Origin of the sequence: Pararhodobacter zhoushanensis (genome assembly GCF_025949695.1) — a bacterium.
Classification (GTDB): domain Bacteria; phylum Pseudomonadota; class Alphaproteobacteria; order Rhodobacterales; family Rhodobacteraceae; genus Pararhodobacter; species Pararhodobacter zhoushanensis_A.
Genome location: NZ_JAPDFL010000001.1, coordinates 2,577,908 through 2,600,086 on the forward strand (window position 1 = coordinate 2,577,908; position 22,179 = coordinate 2,600,086).

The 22,179-nt window shown below is 65.4% G+C and carries 21 protein-coding genes; 8 read left to right on the top strand and 13 right to left on the bottom strand.

All coding sequences use genetic code 11. From position 1 onward, the window contains the following. A complete protein-coding gene (locus OKW52_RS12935) occupies positions 1 to 3,954 on the bottom strand; it encodes a glycosyltransferase (RefSeq protein WP_264506083.1) in 3,954 nt (1,317 codons plus the stop codon). 390 nt (positions 3,955 to 4,344) lie between these two features. Between OKW52_RS12935 and OKW52_RS12940 the strand changes: the two genes are divergently transcribed. Continuing rightward, complete coding sequence (locus tag OKW52_RS12940) at positions 4,345 to 5,553, top strand: serine hydrolase domain-containing protein (RefSeq protein WP_264506084.1); 1,209 nt, start codon at positions 4,345 to 4,347, stop codon at positions 5,551 to 5,553. Positions 5,554 to 5,562: 9 nt separating this feature from the next. Further along, entirely contained in the window at positions 5,563 to 7,143 is a 1,581-nt protein-coding gene (locus OKW52_RS12945) for a serine hydrolase (RefSeq protein WP_264506085.1), read from the top strand. A 38-nt stretch (positions 7,144 to 7,181) separates the two neighbouring features. Here the strand turns inward: OKW52_RS12945 and OKW52_RS12950 are convergent, their stop codons facing one another. From OKW52_RS12950 to OKW52_RS12960, 3 genes are read right to left on the bottom strand one after another with little or no spacing between them, the layout of a single operon-like run. Next, positions 7,182 to 7,880 (bottom strand): pirin family protein, encoded by a 699-nt coding sequence (locus OKW52_RS12950; RefSeq protein WP_264506086.1) that lies wholly within the window; start codon positions 7,878 to 7,880, stop codon positions 7,182 to 7,184. Between the two features lies 1 nt (position 7,881). Next, positions 7,882 to 8,493, bottom strand: coding sequence for an alpha/beta hydrolase (locus OKW52_RS12955; protein ID WP_264506087.1), 612 nt, complete (start codon positions 8,491 to 8,493; stop codon positions 7,882 to 7,884). A gap of 59 nt (positions 8,494 to 8,552) precedes the next feature. After that, entirely contained in the window at positions 8,553 to 9,485 is a 933-nt protein-coding gene (locus OKW52_RS12960) for a VOC family protein (RefSeq protein ID WP_264506088.1), read from the bottom strand. A gap of 124 nt (positions 9,486 to 9,609) precedes the next feature. Between OKW52_RS12960 and OKW52_RS12965 the strand changes: the two genes are divergently transcribed. The 3 genes from OKW52_RS12965 to OKW52_RS12975 all read left to right on the top strand — a co-directional run bounded on the left by OKW52_RS12965 (position 9,610) and on the right by OKW52_RS12975 (position 12,621). Next, the gene (locus OKW52_RS12965) at positions 9,610 to 10,509 is read left to right on the top strand and encodes a LysR family transcriptional regulator (RefSeq protein WP_264506089.1); all 900 of its coding nucleotides are present in this window, start codon (positions 9,610 to 9,612) and stop codon (positions 10,507 to 10,509) included. Between the two features lie 117 nt (positions 10,510 to 10,626). Then, positions 10,627 to 11,304 carry a hypothetical protein gene (locus OKW52_RS12970; RefSeq protein ID WP_264506090.1) on the top strand — a complete coding sequence of 226 codons (678 nt, stop codon included), beginning with the start codon at positions 10,627 to 10,629 and terminating at the stop codon, positions 11,302 to 11,304. A gap of 534 nt (positions 11,305 to 11,838) precedes the next feature. Then, on the top strand, positions 11,839 to 12,621 hold the full coding sequence (locus OKW52_RS12975) for a 3-hydroxybutyrate dehydrogenase (RefSeq protein ID WP_264506091.1): 783 nt from the start codon (positions 11,839 to 11,841) through the stop codon (positions 12,619 to 12,621). Between the two features lie 49 nt (positions 12,622 to 12,670). Here OKW52_RS12975 and OKW52_RS12980 read toward each other — a convergent pair whose 3' ends face one another. Next, entirely contained in the window at positions 12,671 to 13,807 is a 1,137-nt protein-coding gene (locus tag OKW52_RS12980; RefSeq protein ID WP_264506092.1) for an alpha-D-ribose 1-methylphosphonate 5-triphosphate diphosphatase, read from the bottom strand. A gap of 83 nt (positions 13,808 to 13,890) precedes the next feature. On the opposite strand from OKW52_RS12980, the gene OKW52_RS12985 reads away from it, so the two are divergent. After that, positions 13,891 to 14,553 (top strand): DUF1045 domain-containing protein, encoded by a 663-nt coding sequence (locus OKW52_RS12985; RefSeq protein ID WP_264506093.1) that lies wholly within the window; start codon positions 13,891 to 13,893, stop codon positions 14,551 to 14,553. On the opposite strand, the gene phnN is transcribed toward OKW52_RS12985, so the two are convergent. The 7 genes from phnN to phnG form a co-directional block, all read right to left on the bottom strand. Further along, on the bottom strand, positions 14,526 to 15,074 hold the full coding sequence (gene phnN / locus OKW52_RS12990; protein ID WP_264506094.1) for a phosphonate metabolism protein/1,5-bisphosphokinase (PRPP-forming) PhnN: 549 nt from the start codon (positions 15,072 to 15,074) through the stop codon (positions 14,526 to 14,528). The two genes, OKW52_RS12985 and phnN, sit on opposite strands and share 28 nt — an antisense overlap. Then, positions 15,071 to 15,748: a phosphonate C-P lyase system protein PhnL gene (gene phnL, locus OKW52_RS12995; protein ID WP_264507701.1), complete on the bottom strand. Its 678-nt coding sequence runs from the start codon at positions 15,746 to 15,748 to the stop codon at positions 15,071 to 15,073. The genes phnN and phnL overlap by 4 nt, the downstream gene beginning before the upstream one ends. A 61-nt stretch (positions 15,749 to 15,809) precedes the next feature. Continuing rightward, positions 15,810 to 16,586 carry a phosphonate C-P lyase system protein PhnK gene (gene phnK / locus OKW52_RS13000; protein WP_264506095.1) on the bottom strand — a complete coding sequence of 259 codons (777 nt, stop codon included), beginning with the start codon at positions 16,584 to 16,586 and terminating at the stop codon, positions 15,810 to 15,812. Continuing rightward, positions 16,583 to 17,449 carry an alpha-D-ribose 1-methylphosphonate 5-phosphate C-P-lyase PhnJ gene (locus tag OKW52_RS13005; RefSeq protein WP_264506096.1) on the bottom strand — a complete coding sequence of 289 codons (867 nt, stop codon included), beginning with the start codon at positions 17,447 to 17,449 and terminating at the stop codon, positions 16,583 to 16,585. Before OKW52_RS13005 ends, phnK begins: the two co-directional genes overlap by 4 nt. Continuing rightward, positions 17,446 to 18,516 carry a carbon-phosphorus lyase complex subunit PhnI gene (locus OKW52_RS13010; protein WP_264506097.1) on the bottom strand — a complete coding sequence of 357 codons (1,071 nt, stop codon included), beginning with the start codon at positions 18,514 to 18,516 and terminating at the stop codon, positions 17,446 to 17,448. Before OKW52_RS13010 ends, OKW52_RS13005 begins: the two co-directional genes overlap by 4 nt. Beyond that, positions 18,516 to 19,100 carry a phosphonate C-P lyase system protein PhnH gene (gene phnH, locus OKW52_RS13015; protein WP_319800471.1) on the bottom strand — a complete coding sequence of 195 codons (585 nt, stop codon included), beginning with the start codon at positions 19,098 to 19,100 and terminating at the stop codon, positions 18,516 to 18,518. The genes OKW52_RS13010 and phnH overlap by 1 nt, the downstream gene beginning before the upstream one ends. After that, positions 19,100 to 19,540, bottom strand: a complete 441-nt coding sequence (gene phnG / locus OKW52_RS13020; RefSeq protein ID WP_264506098.1) for a phosphonate C-P lyase system protein PhnG — start codon at positions 19,538 to 19,540, stop codon at positions 19,100 to 19,102. Before phnG ends, phnH begins: the two co-directional genes overlap by 1 nt. Before the next feature lie 77 nt (positions 19,541 to 19,617). Here phnG and phnF point away from each other — a divergent pair, with 77 nt between their 5' ends. Both phnF and OKW52_RS13030 read left to right on the top strand, forming a co-directional pair. Then, on the top strand, positions 19,618 to 20,331 hold the full coding sequence (gene phnF, locus OKW52_RS13025) for a phosphonate metabolism transcriptional regulator PhnF (protein ID WP_264506099.1): 714 nt from the start codon (positions 19,618 to 19,620) through the stop codon (positions 20,329 to 20,331). 57 nt (positions 20,332 to 20,388) lie between these two features. Continuing rightward, the gene (locus OKW52_RS13030; RefSeq protein ID WP_264506100.1) at positions 20,389 to 21,549 is read left to right on the top strand and encodes an alpha-D-ribose 1-methylphosphonate 5-triphosphate diphosphatase; all 1,161 of its coding nucleotides are present in this window, start codon (positions 20,389 to 20,391) and stop codon (positions 21,547 to 21,549) included. Here the strand turns inward: OKW52_RS13030 and OKW52_RS13035 are convergent. Continuing rightward, positions 21,546 to 22,163 carry an LbetaH domain-containing protein gene (locus tag OKW52_RS13035; RefSeq protein ID WP_264506101.1) on the bottom strand — a complete coding sequence of 206 codons (618 nt, stop codon included), beginning with the start codon at positions 22,161 to 22,163 and terminating at the stop codon, positions 21,546 to 21,548. The two genes, OKW52_RS13030 and OKW52_RS13035, sit on opposite strands and share 4 nt — an antisense overlap. Positions 22,164 to 22,179: the final 16 nt, after the last annotated feature.

The following is a 22,179-nucleotide window of genomic DNA, read 5'->3' on the forward strand; positions in this document are numbered from 1 at the left end:
TTAATCCAGCGAGCGGTACATATCGACCGCCTCGAGCGCAGCGCGCATCTGGCGGCGGCCGCGCTCGAACGAGAAATTGCGCCGTGCCAGATCAATCCCGTTCTTGCGGATCTTCTCCCACAAGACGTCATCGTCGGTCAGCTGCGTGATCTTTGCGACCCATTCCTGCGGCGTCTCGGCGATCAGGCAATCTTCGCCATCGCGCAGCCCGATCCCTTCGGCCGCGACGGGCGAGAGCACGGTGGGAATGCCCGCCGCCAGCGCGTTCAGGACTTTTCCCTTGATGCCGGCCCCCGACAGCAAGGGCGCGACAAAGACGCGGTGGCTGTCGTAGGCGTCCTCGACCGTTTCGATATAACCGATGGGCCGGATCGTGGGCGACTCCAGCTTGCGCATGTCATCGCCCATCCGCGAGCCATAGACCGACAGCACGATATCGGGCCGTTTGGTCGACAGCAGGCTCATGACTGACTGTGCAAACCAGGTCAGCCCTTCGACGTTGGGATGATGCGCAAAACTGCCCAGGAAGGAAACGCCTGCGCGCCCCTCGCGCCCCGGCGTGGTGTCGGGGACGTCCAGCACCCAAGGGCATTTGCTCAGCTTGATCGAGCCTTCGGACATGGCCTGAATGATCGACATCTCGGTGTCATTATACGAGACGACCAGATCCACACTGCCCATCGCGTTGAACTCGTCGATCCGCACGCTGCGCGCTTCCTGAATGTGGCTTTCGTTGTTCGCCGACAGCCCCCGGCGCAACAGCCGCAGGTAGTGCAGGTCAGCACCATTCATGATCACCTTGGCCTTGGGCGCACGCTCGCGGATGATTTTGATCATCGTGTTCACCACATGGTAGCGGGTGATATAGACCAGATCGAATTCATGCGCGCGCTGCTCAAGAAAGCTTTGCGGTGTCGCATGGAAAGGGGCGGTGATCACCTCGACGCCGGACTTTTCCAGATCGGTGGTGTAGCGGCCCATATACGCAAGGTTCTCGGGCATGAAGGTGACCTTGTAGCCCAAGGACTGCATCAGCCGGATTTCCTGCAACGCCGCATAGCTGCCCGCATCGCGGTCCGGCGATGGTGTGGTATAGTCGATGAACAGCACGCGCCCGACAATGCCGCGATCCTTCTCAAGATCGGGCGCGGTGCCGACCGGGCTGAACCCGGCGCAGGCGCGGGCCCAGCGTTGCTTGAACTTGGGTCGGTTCACTTCCTGATATCGCTTGAAGCCGGTCGAGACATCGGTGCCGCTGGACATGCCTTCGTAATGATAGACCTCGGAGGCCGGGACATACCATGTGGTGTAGCCCGCATCGCGGACCTTGAAGGCGAAATCCGTGTCCTCGAAATACATCGGTTCAAGGTAGCTGCTCAGACCGCCGACCTCATCCCAGATGGTCTTGGTCGTCATCATCGAAGCGCCCGACAGATAGTCCGCCTGACGCGCATAGCTGAAGCGCGGATCGGCCGGGTTCTGCAGACGGCCATAGTTCCACGGATCGCCCGTGCCCCAGATGATCCCGCCCGCTTCTTGCAGGCGTCCGTCCGGGTAAAGCAGCTTGGAGCCGACAAGCCCGACATTGCTGAACCGTGCGAACGCGTCGATCAGTTCATCCAGCCAGCCGATCGTCGGCTCGGTGTCGTTGTTCAGCAAGACGACATACCTGCCCTTGGCCACAGCGACCCCGGCGTTGCACGCGCCGATAAAGCGTTTGGGCGCGGCGTTGTGGATGACCGTGATGCCCGAAACGATGCTCTCCAGTTGCGCCGTTTCATCGGTCGACCCATCATCGACCACGATCACTTCAAACGACGCCTTGTTATGCGCCAGCAGCAGCGCACACAGACAGGCATAGGTCACCTTGACCTTGTTATGCGCCGGGATCACCACCGAAACGTCAGGATGGCTTACCTTGGGAAAGGCAAGGGGCTTGATCTTGAGCGCGGCATAGCCTGCTTCCAGCGCATCAATCGCCTGTGTCAGCTGCTGCAGCACCTTGCCCGATGCACCGGCGTCGCAATGCGCCCGCAGGGCCCTGAAGCGCTGCGGGCTTTGCACAAACAGGTCCGGCTGGTAGGGTGCGCGGCTTTCGCGGCGCAGGTGGTCGACCGTGGTCAGTTGTTTGGGGGCAAGGAACCAGCTGTGCCACAGCGTCTGCACGCCCATCTCGTCGCGAAGCTCGATCTTGCGGTGGGTGCCGTTCAGGAATTGGCTGGGAATGCGCACACTGTTGTCGCCCGGCGCAAGGTCGGTGCAAAGCGCAAAGGTGCCGTCAATGTAAATCGCGCTGCGGAAGGGCGTGTTGCTTGAGAACTCAAGCACATGGCCCCAGTCGGCGGTGAGTTTCACATGGATGGGCGAGGGGGCGATCAGCTCGAATTTCTGCGCGTCGATGATCAGCGAAACGGCCGAGCCCGCGTCGCGTGCCGACAGGGGCAGGGCACTGACATGCCAGATCGGGTGCGCCACATCGTTCAGGAAATACACGTAGGGATGCAGTCTGGATCCCACGCTTCCGACGACCGACACCCGGGGTTCGGCGATGAAAAACACCGTGCCGTCGCCAACGTGGTCAACGAAAGGCTCTCTTTCCAGATACAGTGAAATCTGCGTTTCGCCGCGCTCGGCCGGGAAATCAATGCTGACACTCTGATAACCGGCGGGCTGCGAGCCGCCCTCGAACCGTGCGTCATAGGGGATCTTCAGCTGCCGCGTCGTCTTGCCCTGCGCATCGGCAATCACCAGCCCCAGATGACCGGCGCCGCGATGCAGCGCCAACTTGGCGTCAAAGCGGAACGCCTCGCCGGGGGCCGTCAGCCGCAGCGTGCCGGTCAGCGGAATGCGCCGGTTGTCGGCGATGCCGCTGGCGCCAATGCGATAGGTGGTCCATCCATCGACCTGCCATTCGTCCAGCCCATCCTTTTGCGTTGGCCAGCCGTTGGGATCTGCCTGGATCGGAAAGTTCACCGGTGGCAGGTCGCGCAGCGCAACAGAGGACGGGCGTTCCAGCTCATAGGCCACGCCATTGGCGTCGATATGAACGGCCTTACCGTCAAGATCGCTGTTCGAGCAGACATAGACCCGACCGTCCATCAAGGCAAAGCCGCTGATCTCGACGGGGTTGGACAGATGCCGCGACCCGGCGGGGGGCGTGTCGAAAAAGACCCTCGGGCGCAGGCGGGGTTCGTCCGACAGGGTCCGGTCGCTGTCAGCCTCATCGGTGCTTTGCGCGGCATCCTCGCGGCGTCGGGTGAGCCGCGCGCGTGCCTCGGTCAGCCAAAGCCGCTCGTCGTCGGTCAGCTGGGCGATGAACAGATCCGCGCCATACTCGGCAAGCTCGTCGTCATAACCGCGACCCGGCGCGTGCTCGATCTTCACTGTGGTGTCGCGCAGAACGCTCAACCCCTGCGTGCGGCAATACGAGATCGCGGCCCAATCGATGCCCCAGCCGAATTTGTTCTCGTGGAAATCGAGGTCGTGCAGCCGTGCCAGGACAGGGGGTGTCAGTGCCAGCACCACACCGTCGGTCTGTTCGACCGCCAGCAAACCGCTGTCCCCAACGCTGTCTTCGCCGACCAGCGTGCTCGGCCAGGGGGTGTTGTCCAGATCGGGCGCCCACAGGCCAAGGTCTTCGCTGGTCTCAAGTGCCAGTCGCAGGCGGGCGACCAGCGCGGGCCAGTCGTGATAGGCCGCATCCGCATGGATCACCAGCAAGGCGTGCTCGGCGGGGTTCAGAATGATGGACTGCTCGAACTTGAGACCGAAATACCAGTCATGCGACACACGGTGCCAATCGCCCGCACCGGTTTCACGCCGGTTGCTGGCGTTTGAATAGATCACCGAAAGCTTGTCGACCACGCCGTCGAGGGCGTCGGCGATACCCGCTGCTTGGGCGCCAAGGCCATCCCAGCTGATGATGGCCGCATGAATCCGTAAGGGTGCTGTCACGATCTGTGTCGCCTTCAAGCCTAAATGGTAACATCGGTTTGCCAACCGGATGCAGGGGGAACGGAACCACAAAAACTCGCGGCAAAGTTGTCTTACTGGCCGGCGCCTGTATAGAAGAATCTATGGGCTTCGGCGTTAACAAACGACGGTGGTCGCGGTTCCTGTTTTGCATTTCCGTTCTTGAAATGCAAATAAGTTACCCTGGTTTTTTATCGCCAAAATATGCCTGTTTTCTGCAGTTAGAACAGGTTGAGCGTCATCGTCGGGATTTAACGTGGTATTGTTGCTCATTCACGAAAGAACGGCGGAAAGCTAGACGCACCGATTTGAGGTGGGTACACTTTAGCGCGAGTTGCCCCTGAGCCGGCAACACAGAAAAGCGGTGATCGGATGAGACAGTCCCTGGCGGCGTCCTGCGTTGCCCTGATGCTGGGAGCGGGTAGCGCCAGCGCCCAAGCCCGTCCTGACGGGGATCTGGCAGCGATCCACGCCATCGCGCAGGAGCAGATGGATCAACACGCGTTGAACGCGCTGATCCTTCAGGTCCGTATCGGCGGTGAGGTGCAGGTCACGCTGGCATTGGGGCAGGCGATGACCGGTGTGCCCGTGACCCCCGAGGTCCGGTTTCGCAACGGGGCGGTGGCGCTGGCCTATGTCGCGGCGCTGGCGCTGCGGCTCGCCGAAGATGGCGTGGTCGATCTGGATGCACCGATCGCGCGCTGGTTGCCTGAGCTGCCCGACAGCGACACCGTCACCCTGCGGATGCTGGCGAACATGACCGCAGGCTATCCCGACCATGTCGCGAATGAAGCGGCTTTCGTGGCGCCTTTCCTTGCCGATCCTTTCGCGGCGTGGAGCCCGCAAGCGTTGATTGATGTCAGCCTGTCCACGCCACGCCTCTTCGCGCCCGGGACAAACTGGGACTACTCGCACACAGACTATGTCATTCTGGGGCAGGTGCTTGAAGCCGCAACCGGCCAGCCCTTGCACGAGGTGATGGCGCGCTATGTGCTGATCCCGCTCGCGCTGACCGGGACCGCCGGTTTTGACACCGCCCAGATCCCCGCACCGGTCCTGCACGGGTTCACCGCAGAACGCGGCGTGTGGGAGGATGCGACCTTCTGGAACCCGTCATGGACCCTGCCCAGCGGCGCCATTCAGGTCACCACCATTTCGGACATGGCGCGCAGTTTTGACGGGATCGTCGGCCATGACGGGTTCCTGACGCCGGCGTCGCGCCGACAGATGATCGAACCGTTGCTCATCGGCTTTGGGTCGCCGTTGCCCGGCTGCCCGACCTGTCACCAGATGACCGAAAGCTTCAGCTACGGGCTGGGCGCGATGTTGCAGGGCGACTGGGTGTTCCAGACGCCGTCCTTTGGCGGTTATGCGGCCTCGGTCGGCACATTGCCTGACGAGCATGCGCCGCAGGGCCGGATCACCATCGCCGTGGTGGTCACCCATACCGAGGCCTCGTTCGAGGACTGGAGCGCGGCAATGCCGAACTGGGCCGATCAGACCGTCCGGCGGATCGGCGCGTTGCTCAGCCCCGGAACCCGCCACCAATGCGCTGAACGCGCCACCCTGACCGCTGACTGAGGAAGCTCGATGTTGCATCATTCCAAACCGGGGCGGTCGCGTCCCCTGGCAGTGTCAGCAGCCGTTCTGGTGGCGATGAGCCTGCCGCTGCAGGCGCAAACCCCGCCGCAGGCCACGGGGTCGCCCGCGCAGTATTCCGCGGTGCCGGTGACAGCGGCGCAGATTGATCACGCGGTTGCCAATCTGGACGCCCTGGCCGCAGATATCCTTGAACGCAGCGGGATCCCGGGACTGGCGGTTGCCGTGGTGCGCGATGGTGCGACGGTCTATGCGCGCGGCTTCGGGCTGCGGCGGGTCGATGCGGCTCTGCCCGTTGATGCCGACACTGTCTTTCTGCTCGCCTCGCTGTCGAAACCGATCGGCGCGACTGTGGTTGCCACACAGGTCAGTGCCGGGGTGGTTGGCTGGGACACGCCGCTGGTCGATCTGCTGCCGTGGTTCGCGCTTTCCGATGACTGGGTGACGCGGCACCTCACCATCGGCGATCTGTATGCGCATCGCTCGGGCTTGCCGGACCATGCGGGCGACGATCTTGAGGATCTCGGCTATGCGCGCCGTCAGGTTCTCGAGCGGCTGGCCCTGCTGCCGCTGGCACCGTTCCGCGCGACCTATGCCTACACCAACTTCGGCATGACCGCCGCTGCGGAAGGGGTCGCCGTCGCGGCAGGCACCGACTGGGCCAGCCTGTCGCGGAACGCGCTCTATGGGCCGCTGGGCATGACCGCAACCAGTTCGCTGAATGCCGAGTTCATGGCCCGCGCCAACCGCGCCTCAAGCCATGTGCCGGTTGAGGGCGGCTATAGCGTCGCCGATCTGCGCCAGCCCGACGCGCAATCGCCCGCCGGGGGCGTCAGCTCCAGCGTCAACGATGTCGCGCGCTGGATGGCCCTGATCCTTGAAGGCGGCGCACCGCTTATCGCCGCCGACGCGTTGCTGCCCGCTGTGTCCCCACAGGCGATCGCGTCACCGCCGGGGACGATGGACGCGCGCGGCGGAACCTATGGCTATGGCTTCAATGTCGGCGTGCAGCCCTCGGGCCGGGTGATGCTCAGCCACTCGGGCGCTTTCGCGCTGGGGGCGGGGACGACGGTGTCGATGATCCCGTCGCTGGGCGTGGGCATTGTGGTGCTGACCAACGCGTCGCCGCTGGGCGCGGCCGAGGCGATCAGCGCAACCTTCATGGACGAGGTCCAGTTCGGCCATTCGACGCGCGACTGGTTCGCGGCGTATCGCCCGATGATCTCGGCTCTGATGGCACCGGTCGGGCATCTGGCCGAGGTTGAGCGACCAGAGACTGCCGCGCCGCCGCGTGCGACTGCGGCCTATCTGGGCACCTATCAGAACGCCTATTTCGGGCCGGCAGAGGTGGTCGAGCAAGACGGCGGCCTGGCGCTGATCCTGGGTCCGAACCGTCAGGTCGAGGTGCTGACGCCGTGGGATGGCGATGCCTTCACCTATTTGCCCTACAGCGAAAATGCCCCGGACGGGTCTGTTTCCGAGGTGGGTTTCGCCGCGTTCACCGATGAGCAGGCGCAAGAGATGCGCATCGAGCATCTTGATGCCTTCGGCTTGGGCACGTTCCGCCGCTGAGCGTTTGTCAGTCCAGCGCCAAAGCGTCAGCGGCGCACCTACAGCGCCAGATCGAACAGCAGCGCCTGCCCGTCGCTTTGCCATTCCAGCGCGGGCAGGGTGTCCCGCGTGACCTGAAGGCCATCGCCCTCGACCAGTTTCTCGCCCTGCATCAGGGCTGATCCCGCGACCATTTGCACAAAGAACTGGCGGTTTTTCCCGTCTGGAAATGTCGTCACCGCCCCGGCCTGCGCCGAGACAATCGACACCCGCGTGTCCGACCACAGATGCAGCGGGGCTGCACCCTCAACCCCGCTGGCCAGAACCTGCCAACTGCCATCGCCCTGCGGCAGCGCCGCGCTCTGATAGCGCGGCGCGTCGCCGGTGCGGTCGGGGATCAGCCAGATCTGCAGCAGATGCACGGTCTGCGTGTCCGAGGCGTTCTTTTCGGAATGCGCGATGCCACTGCCTGCCTGCATCAACTGCACCTCGCCCGGTGTGATCACCGCCGCGTTGCCCAGACTGTCCTCATGCCGCAGCCCGCCGCTGAGCACGATGGTCAGGATGTCCATCTCGGCATGGTCATGACGACCAAAACCCGCGCCCGGGATGATCCAGTCCTCATTGATCACGCGCAGCGCGCCAAAGCCCATGCGCATCGGATCGCGAAACCCGCCGAACGAAAAGCTGTGGAAACTGTCCAGCCAGCCCCTCTGCGTGCGGCCCCGGTTCATGCGGTCGTGGATCAGGATGCTCATCTCAGTCCTCGCGTTGCAAAAGGGCCGCGACGGCGGTGAACTCCTCTGGCCGGACCTCATGCCCGCCATCCTGCAGCACCACCGTCAGGTCGGCATCTTGCCGCTCGTAGTAAGCGGCGAGCGCCTCGGTCAGTGGCAGCGGGCAGATCGGATCGCGGCGGCCGCCGGTGATCAGCACGCGGCGACCGGCAAGACCCGGTTGATCCGCCGGGGTCCAGGGGATCAGCGGATGCAAAAGGGCGATCCGGTCGAAGAGGTCGGGGTGCTCGAAGGACACCGCCGCCAGAATATTCGCGCCGTTCGAATAGCCCAGGGCGTAGACCGGCGCATCGGGATGCTCGGCCCGGTGCGCCGCAATGAACGCGGCCATCTGCGCGGTGCGTTGCGCGAGGTCGGCCCTGTCATAGACGCCTTCGCCGGTCCGCTTGAAGAAACGGTTCGCGCCGTGTTCGGACACATCCCCGCGCGGCGCGACAAGACCCGCGTCCGGCAGGATCTGCCGGACCAGCCCGGCAAACTGGTGCTCATCACCGCCGGTGCCGTGAAAGGCAAAAACCAGCGGCGCGCCTTTGGCGGGGGGCGTGATCAGGGCGTGATAGGTGGACAGGCTCATGACGGGTCTCCAGTCAGCGGATGGCGTCGGGCCGGGGATGGCCCGACGCTGTGGTGCGCTCAGTCGGTGATCGGCGGCAGGAAGTCTTCGATCCGCGCCCGCAACGCTTCGTGTTGCGTCGGCAGTTTCAGCGCGGTGCCCAGATTGGCCAGATCCTCATCCCGGTCAAAGCCCGGCTCGGCGGTGGCCACCTCGAACAGCACGCCGCCGGGGGTGCGGAAATAGATCGCCCAGAAATAGTCGCGGTCGATGACCGGGGTGACCTGATAGCCGGTGTCCATCAGCGCCTTGCGCACCTCAAGCTGCGCCGCGCGATCCTTGACCGAAAAGGCCAGATGGTGCACCGACCCTGCGCCTTGCTGGCCACGGGCCAGACCGGGCTGCACGTCGATATCGACAACATCCGCGCCATTCCCACCGCTGAGGCCGTAGCGCGTGACGCTGCCGTCGCTTTCACGCTTGTCATAGCCCATGAAGCGCAGCAGTTCCGCTGTCGCATCGCCATCGCGCAGCCGCAGGCTGACGCCCTGAAAGCCGCGCAGGGCTTCGGCGTTGCTTACACCCGCGCCGGTCCAGCCCTCGCGCGTGTCATTGTCGGTTTCGATCAGGGCAAAGATGTCGCCATCGGGGCCGGTGAAGCTGAGGCGTTTTTCGCCAAAGGGGGTGCTCTGGGACAGATTGCTGACGCCTTGCGCGCCCAGCCGTTCCTGCCAGTAGCCCAGCGCGCCCTTGGGCACCGAGAAATGCGTCTCGCCCACTTCGCCGGTGCCCAGCACCGCTTTGCCGATGCCTCGGAACGGGAAGTAGGTCATCACCGAACCGGGCGTGCCTTTTTCGTCGCCGTAGTACAGGTGATAGGTTTCCGGGCTGTCAAAGTTCACCGTTTTCTTGACGCGGCGCAGGCCCAGCGTCTTGGTGAAGAAGTCGTTGTTTTGCTGAGCGTTCGAGGCAATCGAGGTGACGTGGTGCAGGCCATTGATCGGCAGGGACATGATCGTATCTCCTTTCGGCCATCGGAGGCCGTGATGGTTATGGGACCAAGATGGGGACAAAAGGCTTCGCTGAGAATGGGAATAAAGTTGACTTGTCCATTCCATTTTTCGCAATAATCGCGCCATGAGCCTTCAGAACACCATCGAGATCTTCCTGGCCGTGGCCGAGCACCGCAGCTTTGTCTCTGCGGCTCGCCATCTGGCGATGACCCCGCCCGCCGTCACCCGCGCGGTCAGCGCGCTGGAGGAGAAACTCGGCGTGCAACTGCTCTTGCGCACCACGCGGCAGGTCTCGCTCACCTCAGCCGGAGCGGCGTATGCCGCGCGGGTGGCACCGTTGATCACAGGGTTGGCCGAAGCTGCCGCCGAGTTGCACGAAGGCCACGGACAGGCCGCCGGGCTGATCCGCATCAACGCGCCGATGTCGATGGGCGAGCGGGTACTGCCCGATGTGATCTCGCAGTTCCGCACGCTGTTCCCGCAGGTCTCGCTGGCGTTGACGTTGACTGACCGACACATCGACATCGTGTCGGAAAATGTCGATCTGGCGATCCGCATCTCGACCCAACCCAAGGACAAGCTGACCATTTGGCGCAAGATCACCGAGATCCGCCGCTGTTTTGTCGCCTCACCGCAGTATCTGTCCCGGTTCGGCACACCCGAAAGCGTCGATGATCTGAGCGGCCATTGCCTGCTGTCCTATGACGCCGAGGCTGGCCCCGAGACGTGGGATCTGACCAACGGCCCCAAGCGGCGGCGGGTGGTGGCGGGGGATGTGCTGTCGTCCAACAACGGCGACCTGATCGCCAAGCTGGCGGTCAACGGTGAGGGGATCGCCCTGCTGCCGCAGTTCATCATCGACGAGCCGCTGAAAAGCGGCGCGCTGGTGCAGGTGTTGCACGACTGGCAACCGCCACAGCTGTGGTTGACGCTTTACTACCCGCCCTATGACAAGCTGCCGATGCGGCTGGTGACGTTCTCGGATTTCTTCGAGCGGTATGTGACCGAGGCACGGCCGGTTTGAGCTGCGCGGCCTCTGCCACCGCCGTCGCTTGCGTGCTATCGAGGAAGGGCGGTGCTTGCCCTTGCCGCAAGAGGCGCACGCGTTGAGCGGCGGACACGAGGGCGCAGGTGTGCCGCGATGATCCAGCCGAGCAACGACCCGCCACCCAGACCACCCCGGTTGCCCGCCGTGGTCTGGTGGGGTCTTGGACTGGCGGTCTGTGTGGCGCTCAGCGTCGGCGGGCACAGCGTGTTTCTCTGGCTTGCTGCCGCGCTCGACCTGTCGCCCGATCGGGTGGGTGCGATGATGAATGGTCGGCTTTTTGTGAGCGTGCTGGTGCTCTACATTCTGCTGCTGGCGATCCCGTTTGTGCCCAGCACCGAGCTGGGGCTGTTTCTGTTGGCCGTCTTCGGGGCCAAGGCGGCGCTGCCGGTGTACGGTGCGACGGTTGCAGCGCTGATCCTCAGTTTCCTCATCGGACGCGCGGTGCCAGTGGCGCGTCTGGTCGCGGGGTTGCAGGCTATGGGATTGCGGCGCGCGGCGGCCCTGCTTGCACCGGGCAGCCCGCTTGCGGCACTGGACGCGCCGTCTGACCGGCCCAAAACCGTGCTCGCCCGCGTGTTGCGCTATCGCTGCATCGCGCTGGGGCTGTTGTTCAACACGCCCGGCAATTCACTGATCGGCGGCGGCGGCGGGATCGCGCTGGCTGTCGGGGCCAGCCGGTTGCTCAGTGTGCCGCAATTCGTCGCGACGGTGCTGATCGCCGTTGCCCCGGTGCCCGTGGTGGTGCTGATCGCGGCAGGCATGGTTGATTGACCCGCCTCGACGGGGCCGGATTCATCAAGAACGCCCGGTCATCACGGGCGACCCGTGGCACCATGCGCGGCATCACAGGGATTTCAGCGCGAGACACGCGGATTGTCATACTGAGCACCTATATGAAGGACAGCACCGCCCGGCCTTGGGGCAGTCCTTGCAGGCAACACGAGCGTGGCCAACCCTTCTGCGAGCACAGGCTCTATCGTTTCGATTTTCGCGCGTATATGGTCTGCGGATATCGCGTCACTTTTGGCCCAGAATGCGCTGTGCGGCCCGAATTGCTGGAGATCACCGACGCCCTTGCCCATCCGATACTCTCCGCGCGCCCGAGCACAGCCGGATTTGGCACTTCTGCCAAAAGCGGGCACGGCAGGTAGCAGACTGCCGACGCCTTCAGTCCCGATGGCGGCTATGTCGGTAGGCAAGTTTTTCCCGGCGACAGCGGTGGTTGCCCAGCCGACCCTTGGCTCTGGCGGGGTCGTCCGCGACCACCGCAGCCTCAGAACCCCCTCATGAAAATGGAGCAAGACTATGAACCTGAACGATAAAGTCTGCATCGTCACCGGTGGTGCCAGTGGCATCGGCAAACGCATCGCCGAGCGCTATGTCGCCGACGGCGCTTGGGTGGCGATCGCTGACCTCAAACTCGAAGCCGCGCAGGCGACGGCAGACGAGCTGACCGCCAAAGGCCCGGGCAAGGCCATGGCCGTCGCGATGAATGTGACCGATGAGAAGATGGTCAACGACGGCGTGGCCGCCGTGGTCGCGGCATGGGGCGGGGTCGATGTGCTGGTCTCAAACGCCGGGATCCAGATCGTTCACCCGTTGCAGGATTTCCCGTTCGAGGATTGGAAAAAGCTGCTCTCGATCCATCTGGACGGGGCTTTCCTGACCTCGAAAGCCGTGCTGCCGCATATGTACAAGGCCGGGTCAGGATCGATCATCTTCATGGGTTCGGTCCACTCGAAAGAGGCTTCGGAGCTCAAATCCGCCTATGTGACGGCCAAGCACGGGCTGATGGGCCTGTCCAAGGTCATCGCCAAAGAGGGCGGCAAGAAGGGCGTGCGCTCGAACGTGATCTGCCCGGGCTTCGTCAAGACGCCGCTGGTGGAAAAACAGATCCCCGAGCAGGCGCGCGATCTGGGGATTTCCGAGGAAGAGGTGGTCAGCAAGGTCATGCTCGGCGGCACGGTTGATACCGAATTCACCACCGTTGCGGATGTCGCCGAAATCGCCTGGCTTTTCGCCGCGTTCCCGACCAATGCGCTGACCGGTCAGTCGCTGAATGTCAGCCACGGCTGGTCGATGACCTGACCCTTGGTGAACCTGTCAGGCGGCGGTGTCGCCGCCTGACTAGGGCCGGTCACGCCACCCGCGCGCCGTTCACCCAGGTGCCACGGACAGCGGCAGCGGTGCCAAAGCGGTGGACGCGGATCAGGTCCGCCCGCAGGCCCGTCTCCAGCCGTCCCCGGTCCGACAGGCCCGTTGCCTGCGCCGGACGGGCGGTCACGGTGGCCATCCCCCGCGCCATGTCGCCCCACACATCCCCCAGCATCAAAGCACTGCTCAACAGCGCCGAGGGGACGTAGTCCGACGAGACGACATCAAGAAACCCCGCCACGGCAAGGTCTTGCGCGGCGACGTTACCGGAATGCGAGCCACCCCGGATCAGGTTCGGCGCGCCCATCATCACGGCGATCCCCTGCGCGGCACAGGCCTCGGCGGCGGCTTTCGTCGTCGGAAACTCGGCGATCGCCGCACCATGGCGGGCCGAAGCCTCGACCTGCTCGACCGTGGTGTCGTCGTGGCTCGCCAGCGTCGCGTTCAGCAGCCGGGCGGTGGCCACCGTCGCCTCTTCATGCACACCGCGCACGCGGTTGCCCAAGGCGGTCTGCACGTCGACATGGGCGAGGAATTCGTCCTCGGTCAGCCCGTATTTGCCGCGCAGATAGCGGCGCAGCTGTGCAAGATCGGCGAACTGGCGCTGGCCCGGCGTGTGGTCCATCAGGCTGACGATGCCGACCGCGTCCTTGGGTCCGAACTTGGCCAGCTCGTCGATCAGCGTTTCCGAGCAGACCTCGGCGCGCAGATGGATCAGGTGGTTCACCCGCAGCATCCCGGCCTTGCGCGCCGCCAGGATCTCATCCGCCATCCCGCGCGCGTATTCGCGCGCCCCGCGATCGCGCGACACCAGCGAGCCGACGCGCAGCGCGTCGAACACCGTGGTGATGCCCACGCCCGCAAGCTCGGCATCATGCGCGATGATCGCCGGACCATGCGGCCAGTCCACGCCGGGGCGCGGCTGGATATGGCGTTCCAGATTGTCGGTGTGCAGCTCGATCAGGCCGGGCATCAGCAGATCGCCCTCGCAGTCAATCGCGCCTGCCGGAACGCCCGCCCCGGTATCGATGCGCGCGATCAGCCCGTTCTCGACGGCGAGCGACCCGTGCTCTACACGGTCGGGCAGCACAAGGGTCGCATTGGCAAAGATCGTGGTCATTGGGTATCCTGAGGCAAGGTTTGGGCTGAGAGATGGACGAAGATCGTCACGGAACCGTGACACGACGCGGGCAAGGTGGACGCATGAAACGATATGCTCTGTATTACGCGCCCGACACCGGGCCCTTCGCCGATGCCGCTGCACACTGGCTGGGCCGCGACGCGGCGACCGGACAGGCTGTGGCGCAACCGGATGCGATGCTCCCGGCGCTGACGGTCAGCGCCCGGCGCTATGGGTTCCATGGCACGCTCAAGGCACCGTTCCGGCTGGCCGATGGCGTGTCCGAGGACGATCTGATCGCCGCTGTCGAGGTCTTTGCCGCTGGCCGCAGTTCCGTTGTGGTTGACGGGCTGCGGGTGGCGTCGCTGGACGGGTTTCTGGCCCTGATCCCCGAGGGCGACACCACGGCGCTGGACGATTTCGCCGCCAAGGTGGTGACGCGCTTCGAGCGGTTCCGCGCGCCCCTGACCGAGGCCGAGGTCGCGCGGCGCAAGCCCGAGCGGCTGAGCGCGCGCCAGCGCGCCTTGCTGGAAACCTACGGCTACCCCTATGTTCTGGACAAGTTTCGCTTTCACATGACGCTGACCGACCGGCTGGAAGCCGGGCAGAAGGCGGTTCTGCAACCGATGGCCGAGGCGCTGTTCGAACCGCTGTTGCCGCGCCCCTTTGCCTTCAAGGCCTTGAGCGTGTTTGGCGAGGCCGAGGATGGCAGCTTTCATCAGCTCCTCCGGGCCAGATTGGGCTGAAGCGCAGCCTTGAGCCGGGCGATGCCCTCGGCGGGTGCCGCGTCGTTGACGATCTCGATCACCGGCAGATGCGGCGGCAGGGGGGCAACATCACGCGCCAGACGCTCGGCGATCTGCCCGGCGCTTTCGCGGCCGCGTCCGGCAAGACGGGTCGCCAGTACCGCGACGGGGGCGGTGACCACGATCACCTGCAACGCGGGAAACGCCGCCGCCGCCCGCTCCAGCGCCGCGCGCGAGCCGTTGAAGACCACGTCGCGTCCGGCCTCGAGCGGGGCCAGTTCCGACGCCGGGATGCCGTAAGCCAGCCCATGCGCGCGCCAGGTCAGCGCGAAAGCGCCGCTCGCGTCGCGGCGGTCAAACTCGGCAGCGTCAACGCCTTCGAACGGCTCGCCACCCGCGCTGGACGGGCGGGTGATCACCCGGCGCACCCAATGCGGACCCGTCCCGCCACAGACGCCCGCCAGCAAGGTGTCCTTGCCCGCGCCCGAGGGGCCGACGACGGCGAACAGACGCCCCCTCATGGCGCGACGGCGAAGCTGGTCACATCGACCTCGCGGTCGCAGACCTGCGCGCGTGCCGCCTCGTCGTGAAAGATCCCCAGAATGGCCGCGCCGCGCGCCTTGGCCTCGGCGATCAGCGACAGCACCACCGCGCGGTTGCCGCCATCCAGACTGGCGGTCGGTTCGTCCAGCAACAGCGCCGGCCAATGGTGCACGAAGCCGCGGGCGATGTTGACCCGCTGCTGCTCGCCGCCCGAGAAGGTGGTGGGCGACAGCGACCACAGGCGTTCGGGGATATTCACCCGCGTGAGGATTTCTGCCGCCCGCTCGCGGGCCTCGGCCTCGTCGATGCCCAGCGCCAGCAGCGGCTCGGCCACCACCTCCAGCGTCGGTACGCGCGGCACGACGCGCAGGAACTGGCTGACATAGCCCAGCGTTGCCCGGCGCAGCGCGATGATCTCGCGCGGCTCGGCCCCTGATACCGCCACCGATCCCACGCGGATGGTGCCGCCATCGGTGCGGTAATTGCCCCAGATCATCCGCATCAATGTGGACTTCCCGGCACCCGAGGCCCCGATCAGCGCCACGCATTCCCCCGGTGCTACCGATAGGGAGGCACCCGCCATCACCTGCAACACGGCGCCGCCTTGTGTGTGCAGCGTGAATCTCTTTTCGACGTCCTGAACCGCGATCATGCGTTGCCCTTTCATCTTGCCTTAAATACGCCCTTGCCCGGCCGCAGCCCGGCACCCGGTCTCAGACCTGCAGCACCGAGCTGACCAGCAGCTGCGTGTAGGGGTGTTGCGGATCGTCAAGCACCTGATCGGTCAGCCCCTGTTCCACGATCCGTCCGTCCTTCATCACCACCAGCCGGTCCGCCAGCAGGCGCACCACGGCCAGATCGTGGGTAACGATCACCGCACTCAGCCCCATGCGGCGCACCAGCCCGCGCAGCAGGTCCAGCAGTCGTGCCTGCACGCTGACATCAAGGCCCCCGGTCGGCTCGTCCATGAAGACCAGCCTTGGCCCGGTCACCAGATTGCGGGCGATCTGCAACCGTTGCTGCATCCCGCCCGAGAACTGGCGGGGTTTGTCGTCGATGCGGTCGGCGTTGATCTCGACCCGGCCCAGCCAGTCGGTCGCCTGTTCGCGGATCTGCCCGTAATGGCGCGCACCTACGGCCATCAGGCGTTCGCCGACATTGCCGCCCGCGCTGACCCCCATGCGCAGCCCGTCGCGTGGGTTCTGGTGGACAAAGGCCCAGTCGGTGCGCGCCAGCATCCGGCGCTCGGGTTCGCTCATCGCCAGCACATCGCGCGGGCCGTCAGCGGCGGTGTCAAAGATCACGCGGCCGGTGTCAGTGGTCAGATGCCCGGCCAGACAGCCCAGCAGGGTGGATTTGCCCGAGCCGGATTCGCCCACGATCCCCATGACCTCGCCGGGCCACAGATCGAACGAAACATCGGCGCAGCCGATCCGCCCACCGTAGGATTTGCCGATGCCCTCAACGGCCAGAAGCGGGGTAAGGGTCATGCTGCATCCTCCTGCGGGGCCAACTGGCCCCGGTAGCCAGCGTCACGGCGGGTTTCGCAATGGTCGGTGTCCGAACACACGAACATACGCCCGCCGTGATCATCGGTGATCACCTCGTCCAGATAGGTCGTGTCATCCGCGCACAGATCGCAGGCGTGCGGGGCTTTGCTGGCCTCGAACGGGTAATCCTCGAAATCCAGACTGACGATCTGCGTAAAGGGCGGGATCGCGTAGATCCGCTGTTCACGGCCCGCGCCGAACAGTTGCAGCGCGGGGGTGTTGGACAGTTTGGGGTTGTCGAATTTCGGGATCGGGGAGGGGTCCATGATATAGCGTCCCTCGACCTTGACCGGATAGGCATACGAGGTTGCGATCGCCCCATTGCGGGCGATGTCCTCGTAGAGTTTGACGTGCATCAGCCCGTAATCCTCAAGCGCGTGCATGCGCCGCGTCTCGGTCTCGCGCGGCTCCAGAAAGCGCAGCGGTTCGGGGATCGGCACCTGATAGACCAGGATCTGCCCGTCGCTCAGTGCCGCTTCGGGGATGCGGTGGCGGGTCTGGATGATGGTGGCCTTGGCGGTATGGGTGCTGGTCGCAACCCCCGCTGTACGCTCAAAGAACTTGCGGATCGACACGGCGTTGGTGGTGTCGTCTGCCCCTTGATCAATGACCTTCAGCGTGTCGTCGGGCGTCAGGCAGGCCGCCGTGACCTGCACGCCGCCGGTGCCCCAGCCGTAAGGCATGGGCATCTCGCGGCTGGCGAAGGGCACCTGATACCCCGGCACGGCGACGCCTTTGAGGATCGCGCGGCGGATCATCCGCTTGGTCTGCTCGTCCAGATAGGCAAAGTTATAGTAGCTCATTCTGCGGCCTCCTGCGCGCCAGCACGCAAGCGGCGCACCAGCTCAAGCTCGGACTGGAAATCGACGTAATGGGGCAGCTTGATATGCTCCAGAAACCCCGTCGCCTGAATGTTGTCGGCATGCATCAGCACGAATTCGGCGTCCTGTACCGGCGCGCCGGTGTTGTCCTCGCCCAGCTCTTCCCAGCGCAGCGCGCGGTCCACGAGGCTCATCGAGATTGCCTTGCGCTCGGACTGGCCAAAGACCAGCCCGTAGCCGCGGGTGAACTGCGGGGCCTTGGTTTTCGAGCCGGTGAACTGGTTGACCGTCTCGCATTCGGTGACGGTGATCTCGCCGATCTCGACCGCGAAGCCCAGCTCGGGAATGTCCATCTCGACCGCGACCTCGCCGATGCGCAATTCCCCGACGAAAGGATGCGTGCGCCCGTAACCGCGCTGGCTGGAATAGGCCAGCGACAGGACAAACCCCTCATCGCCCCGCGTCAGCGCCTGCAGGCGCAGCGCGCGGTCGGCGGGCAGTTCCATCGGTTCGCGGGTCAGATCGCGGGGCGTGGCATCGCTGTCCGGCTCGGCCTCGATCAGGCCTTCGCGGTCCAGAAACCCGGTGACGCGCGGCACGGGGCCCAGCGGTTCGGCCTGCGGTGCGCGCGGGGCTTCGCCCTCGGCTGCCAGCGCGAAGTCGATCAGCCGGTGGGTGTAGTCGAAGGTCGGTCCCAGAACCTGCCCGCCCGGCAGATCCTTGTAGGTCGCCGAGATCCGCCGCACCGCCGCCATCGCGCCGGTATCGACCGGGTTGGAGTGGCCCAGTCGGGGCAGGGTGGTGCGGTAGGCGCGGATCAGGAAGATCGCCTCGATCAGATCCCCGCGCGCCTGTTTGATCGCCAGCGCCGCCAGATCGGCGTCATAGAGCGAGCCTTCGGCCATCACCCGGTTGACCGCCAGCGTCATCTGCTCGCGGATCTGCGCAACGCTGAGTTCGGGGACCGCAGGGTCGCCCCGGCGCTCTTGCGCCAGCAGCGCATGGGCATTGTCGATGGCGCGTTCGCCACCCTTGACGGCGACATACATCAGCGGCCCTCCACAATGGTGCTGCGCGGCAGACCGGCAAGCTGGTCGCCGCAGCAAAAGAGCGTATCAAAACCCAGCGGGAACAGCGCCCGGTTGGCGCGGAAGGCATCGGTTTCGGGCAGCGACAGCCGGGCGCTGCCGTCGATACCGGGGCCGCGCAGGGTGATGCCGTCAGCGGTCAGCTGATCGCACTCGACGATCAGCGTGGCCGCCCGGTCAGGGTATTCCGGCGTGCCGATGGCAAAACGGGTGACCGGCGACAGGGCCTGCCAGCTGCCGATGGCGAACAGCGCGTCTTCGGCGGCCACAAGCGGTGCGCCGGTCTGAAAGGTGATCCAGTCGCGCAGGGCCGGGCAATCATGCGCGCCTGCCAGATGCACGGGCGTTGTCCCGTCCAGCAGCACCAGTGCGACAGCACCGGCAGCGGGCGACAGCGGCGCAGGCGGGGTCGCGCCCGAGAGCGTGACGATTTCACCCGGCTGCGACAGGGCGCGCAACACGGCACGGAACCCATGCGCGGCTTGCACCGGCGCATCGGTGAAGCCGCCGGTCATGGCCTTTGCATTCATGGACAGCGCTGTCATCAGTCGTCTCCTCGCACCATGGTGAAAAACTCGACCTTCGTCGCGGCGGCCTTGCGGGCACGGGTTTCGCGCCGGGCAGTTTCCTCGGCGGCGAGAGGCGACAGGACGGCGCGGGTCAGGGCCTCGGCGTCCTGCGTTTGCAGCAGCGCGTCGAGCACCGCGGCGCGGCGGGCATGCGCCTTGTCGCGGCCCTGCACATGGGCGTGGCCCACGGTGCCGCAGGGCAGTTGGACCGAGCAGCGGGTGATCGTCACCTCGCCCAGATTGAACGGCGCGCCGGTGCCGCCTTGTCGCCCGCGCACCATCACCGCGCCTGTTTCGGGACCGCGCAGCAGGGTGCTGTCGGGCATGTCGGGAAAGACGGCGGCCAGGCGGTCAGGCCGGGCGCGGGCCAGCAGGCCCATGGCGGCTTTTCTGTCGGAGAGTGTGTGTGTGGACATCTTGCCAATTTGTCTAGATAACTATACAACTAGACTTGTTCTAGCTTTCCCTCGACCCAAGGTCACGTGAAATTTCGATGACAGACCGCGATCAACCCCTGTGGAGCCGCATCGCCGACAGGCTCGGGCACGAGATTGCCGCAGGCCTCGCCCCCGGTGCCAAACTGCCGACCGAGGCGCAACTGGCCGAACGGTTCGGCGTCAACCGTCACACTGTCCGCCGCGCGATTGCGGCGCTGGCCGAACGCGGCATCGTCTATGCACGGCGCGGTGCGGGGGTGTTTGTGGCAGCCAAGCCGACCGAATACCCGCTCACCCGCCGCATGCGCTTTCACCGCGCGCTGTCGGCAACGGGCCGCGTTCCGGGGCGCAAGGTGCTCAGCGTGCAGGGGTTTCCGGCGAGTGAGGACGAGGCATCAGCCCTGCATTTGGCTGTCGGTGATGAGGTGCTCAGAGTTGAAGGGCTGACCCTGTCCGACGGGGTGGTCATCGGCCATTTCCGCTCGGCCTTTCCGCAGGCGCGCTTGCCCGGGATGGCGGGGGCGATCGGTTCGGGGCTGGGCGTGACGGAGTCGCTTCGGGCCTGCGGGGTGCCCGACTACACCCGCGCCTGGACCAAGATCACCGCCAGCGCAGCCGACGCCCTGCTGGCCGGTCATTTGCAGCTGCGTCGGGGTGATCCGGTGATCCGGGCGGAGTCGCTCAATCTGGGGCCTGACGGGGCGCCGGTCGAATATGGTCTGGCGCATTTCGCCGGAGAACGGGTGACATTGAGCGTCATCCCCGACTGACCGTCACCGCGCTGTCACCGACGCGCGGGATAGAGGGCGCGACCATTGGAGACCCCTATGCCCTTGCTTCCCCCGATCCGCCTGACGGGTGCCCGCGTCCTGAACGACGGCATCCTGCACGATGCCCCCCTGACACTGGCCGAGGGTCGCGTCGCCGACGGCCCCGCGCGCGAGATTGATCTGCGCGGCTTTCTGCTTCTGCCCGGTATCGTCGATCTGCACGGCGACGGGTTCGAGCGTCACCTGACACCCCGACCCGCCGCGCCGTTCGACAAGGTCCGCGCCCTGCGCTCGGTGGCCGCCGAGCTGGCGGCGAATGGCGTGACCACCGCCTGGCTGGCGCAAAGCTGGAGCTGGGAGGGTGGTTCTCGCAGCGCCGACGCGACCGAGGCGTTGTTGCAGGCGGTTGAAGCCATGCGCGCCGATCTCATGGCGGATATCCGCGTGCAGATCCGGCTGGAAACCCATGTGGTGGACGAACATCCCCGCCTGTTGGCTGCCGTGAAACGCTACGGCGTGGATTATGTGGTGTTCAACAATCATCTGTCCGAAGCTCTTGAGATGGCGCACCACAAGCCGTTGCGCTTTGCCGGTTGGGCCGCGCAGCAGGGACGCAGTGCGCGCGCATTGCTGACGATTGTCGAGCAGGCGCAGCTTTGGGACGCACAGGTGCCGCAGGCGCTGTGTGAACTGGCGGCGGGTCTGGGGGCCGAGGGCGTCTCGATGGGCTCGCATGGCGACGGCGACGATGCGGTCCGCGGGTTTTTCCGCAGCATCGGCGCACCGATTGCCGAGTTTCCCACCACGGTTGCGGCGGCCAGATCCGCGCGCAAGGCAGGCGAACCGGTGCTGATGGGCGCGCCCAATGTGGTGCGCGGTGGCAGCCAGTCGGGCAATATCGCCGCTGAAGGGCTGATTGCGGACGGTCTGTGTGACGCACTGGTATCGGACTATTACTACCCAGCGCTGTCGCAGGCTGCGTGGACCCTGGCCGAAAACGGCACCCTCGGGTTTGGCGCCGCCTGGGAGATGATCTCGACCCGCCCGGCGGCGATTCTCGGGCTGACGGATCGAGGGCGGCTTGAGGCTGGGCAGCGCGCCGATCTGGTCGTGATGAACCCTGACACTCAAAGCGTCGAGGCGACAATTTCGGGCGGGCGACTGGCCTTTGCGCAGGGCAGGGCCGGTCGGCAGCTTTTCTCGGCCGGTGCCGCCTAGCCGCCGTGCTTTTCAAGGAAGGCTTCGGCGGGCAGGCTGCGAAAGTCGCTCAGGGCGGTGCGCAGCGCTTCATGTGGCCAGTCCCACCATGCCAATTCCAGCAGCCGGTCGATCACCGGCTGCGCGAACCGCGCCCGCAGCGGTGACGCAGAAACGCCCGCAACGATCATGAAAGGTGCCACGTCCCTGGTGACAACGGCACCGGACGCAACAATTGCGCCGATGCCGATCGTCACCTCGGGCTTGATGATCGCGCCGTGACCGATCCAGCAATCATGCCCCAGCACGCAGCGCCGCGCCGCGCGCCGCTGAAAGAACGCCTCGTCTTCGGTGGTATCGTCCCAATAGCAGGCAGAGCGATAGAGGAAGTGATGCTGCGCCGCGTTCTGCAGCGGGTGATCGGTGGGGCCGATCCGGGTGAAGGCGGCGATATTGGCAAACTTGCCGACGGTGCAATTGGCGATATCGGCATAGCGGTCACAATAGGCATAATCGCCAAACGCGCTGTTGGTGACGCGGCTGCCGCGCCCGACCTCGCAATAGGCCCCAAAACTTGCATTGCTGATTTCGCAGTCAGGATGGAGGAACGGTTCGGTGGCCGACAATCTGGGCATGGGGTGACTCGATACG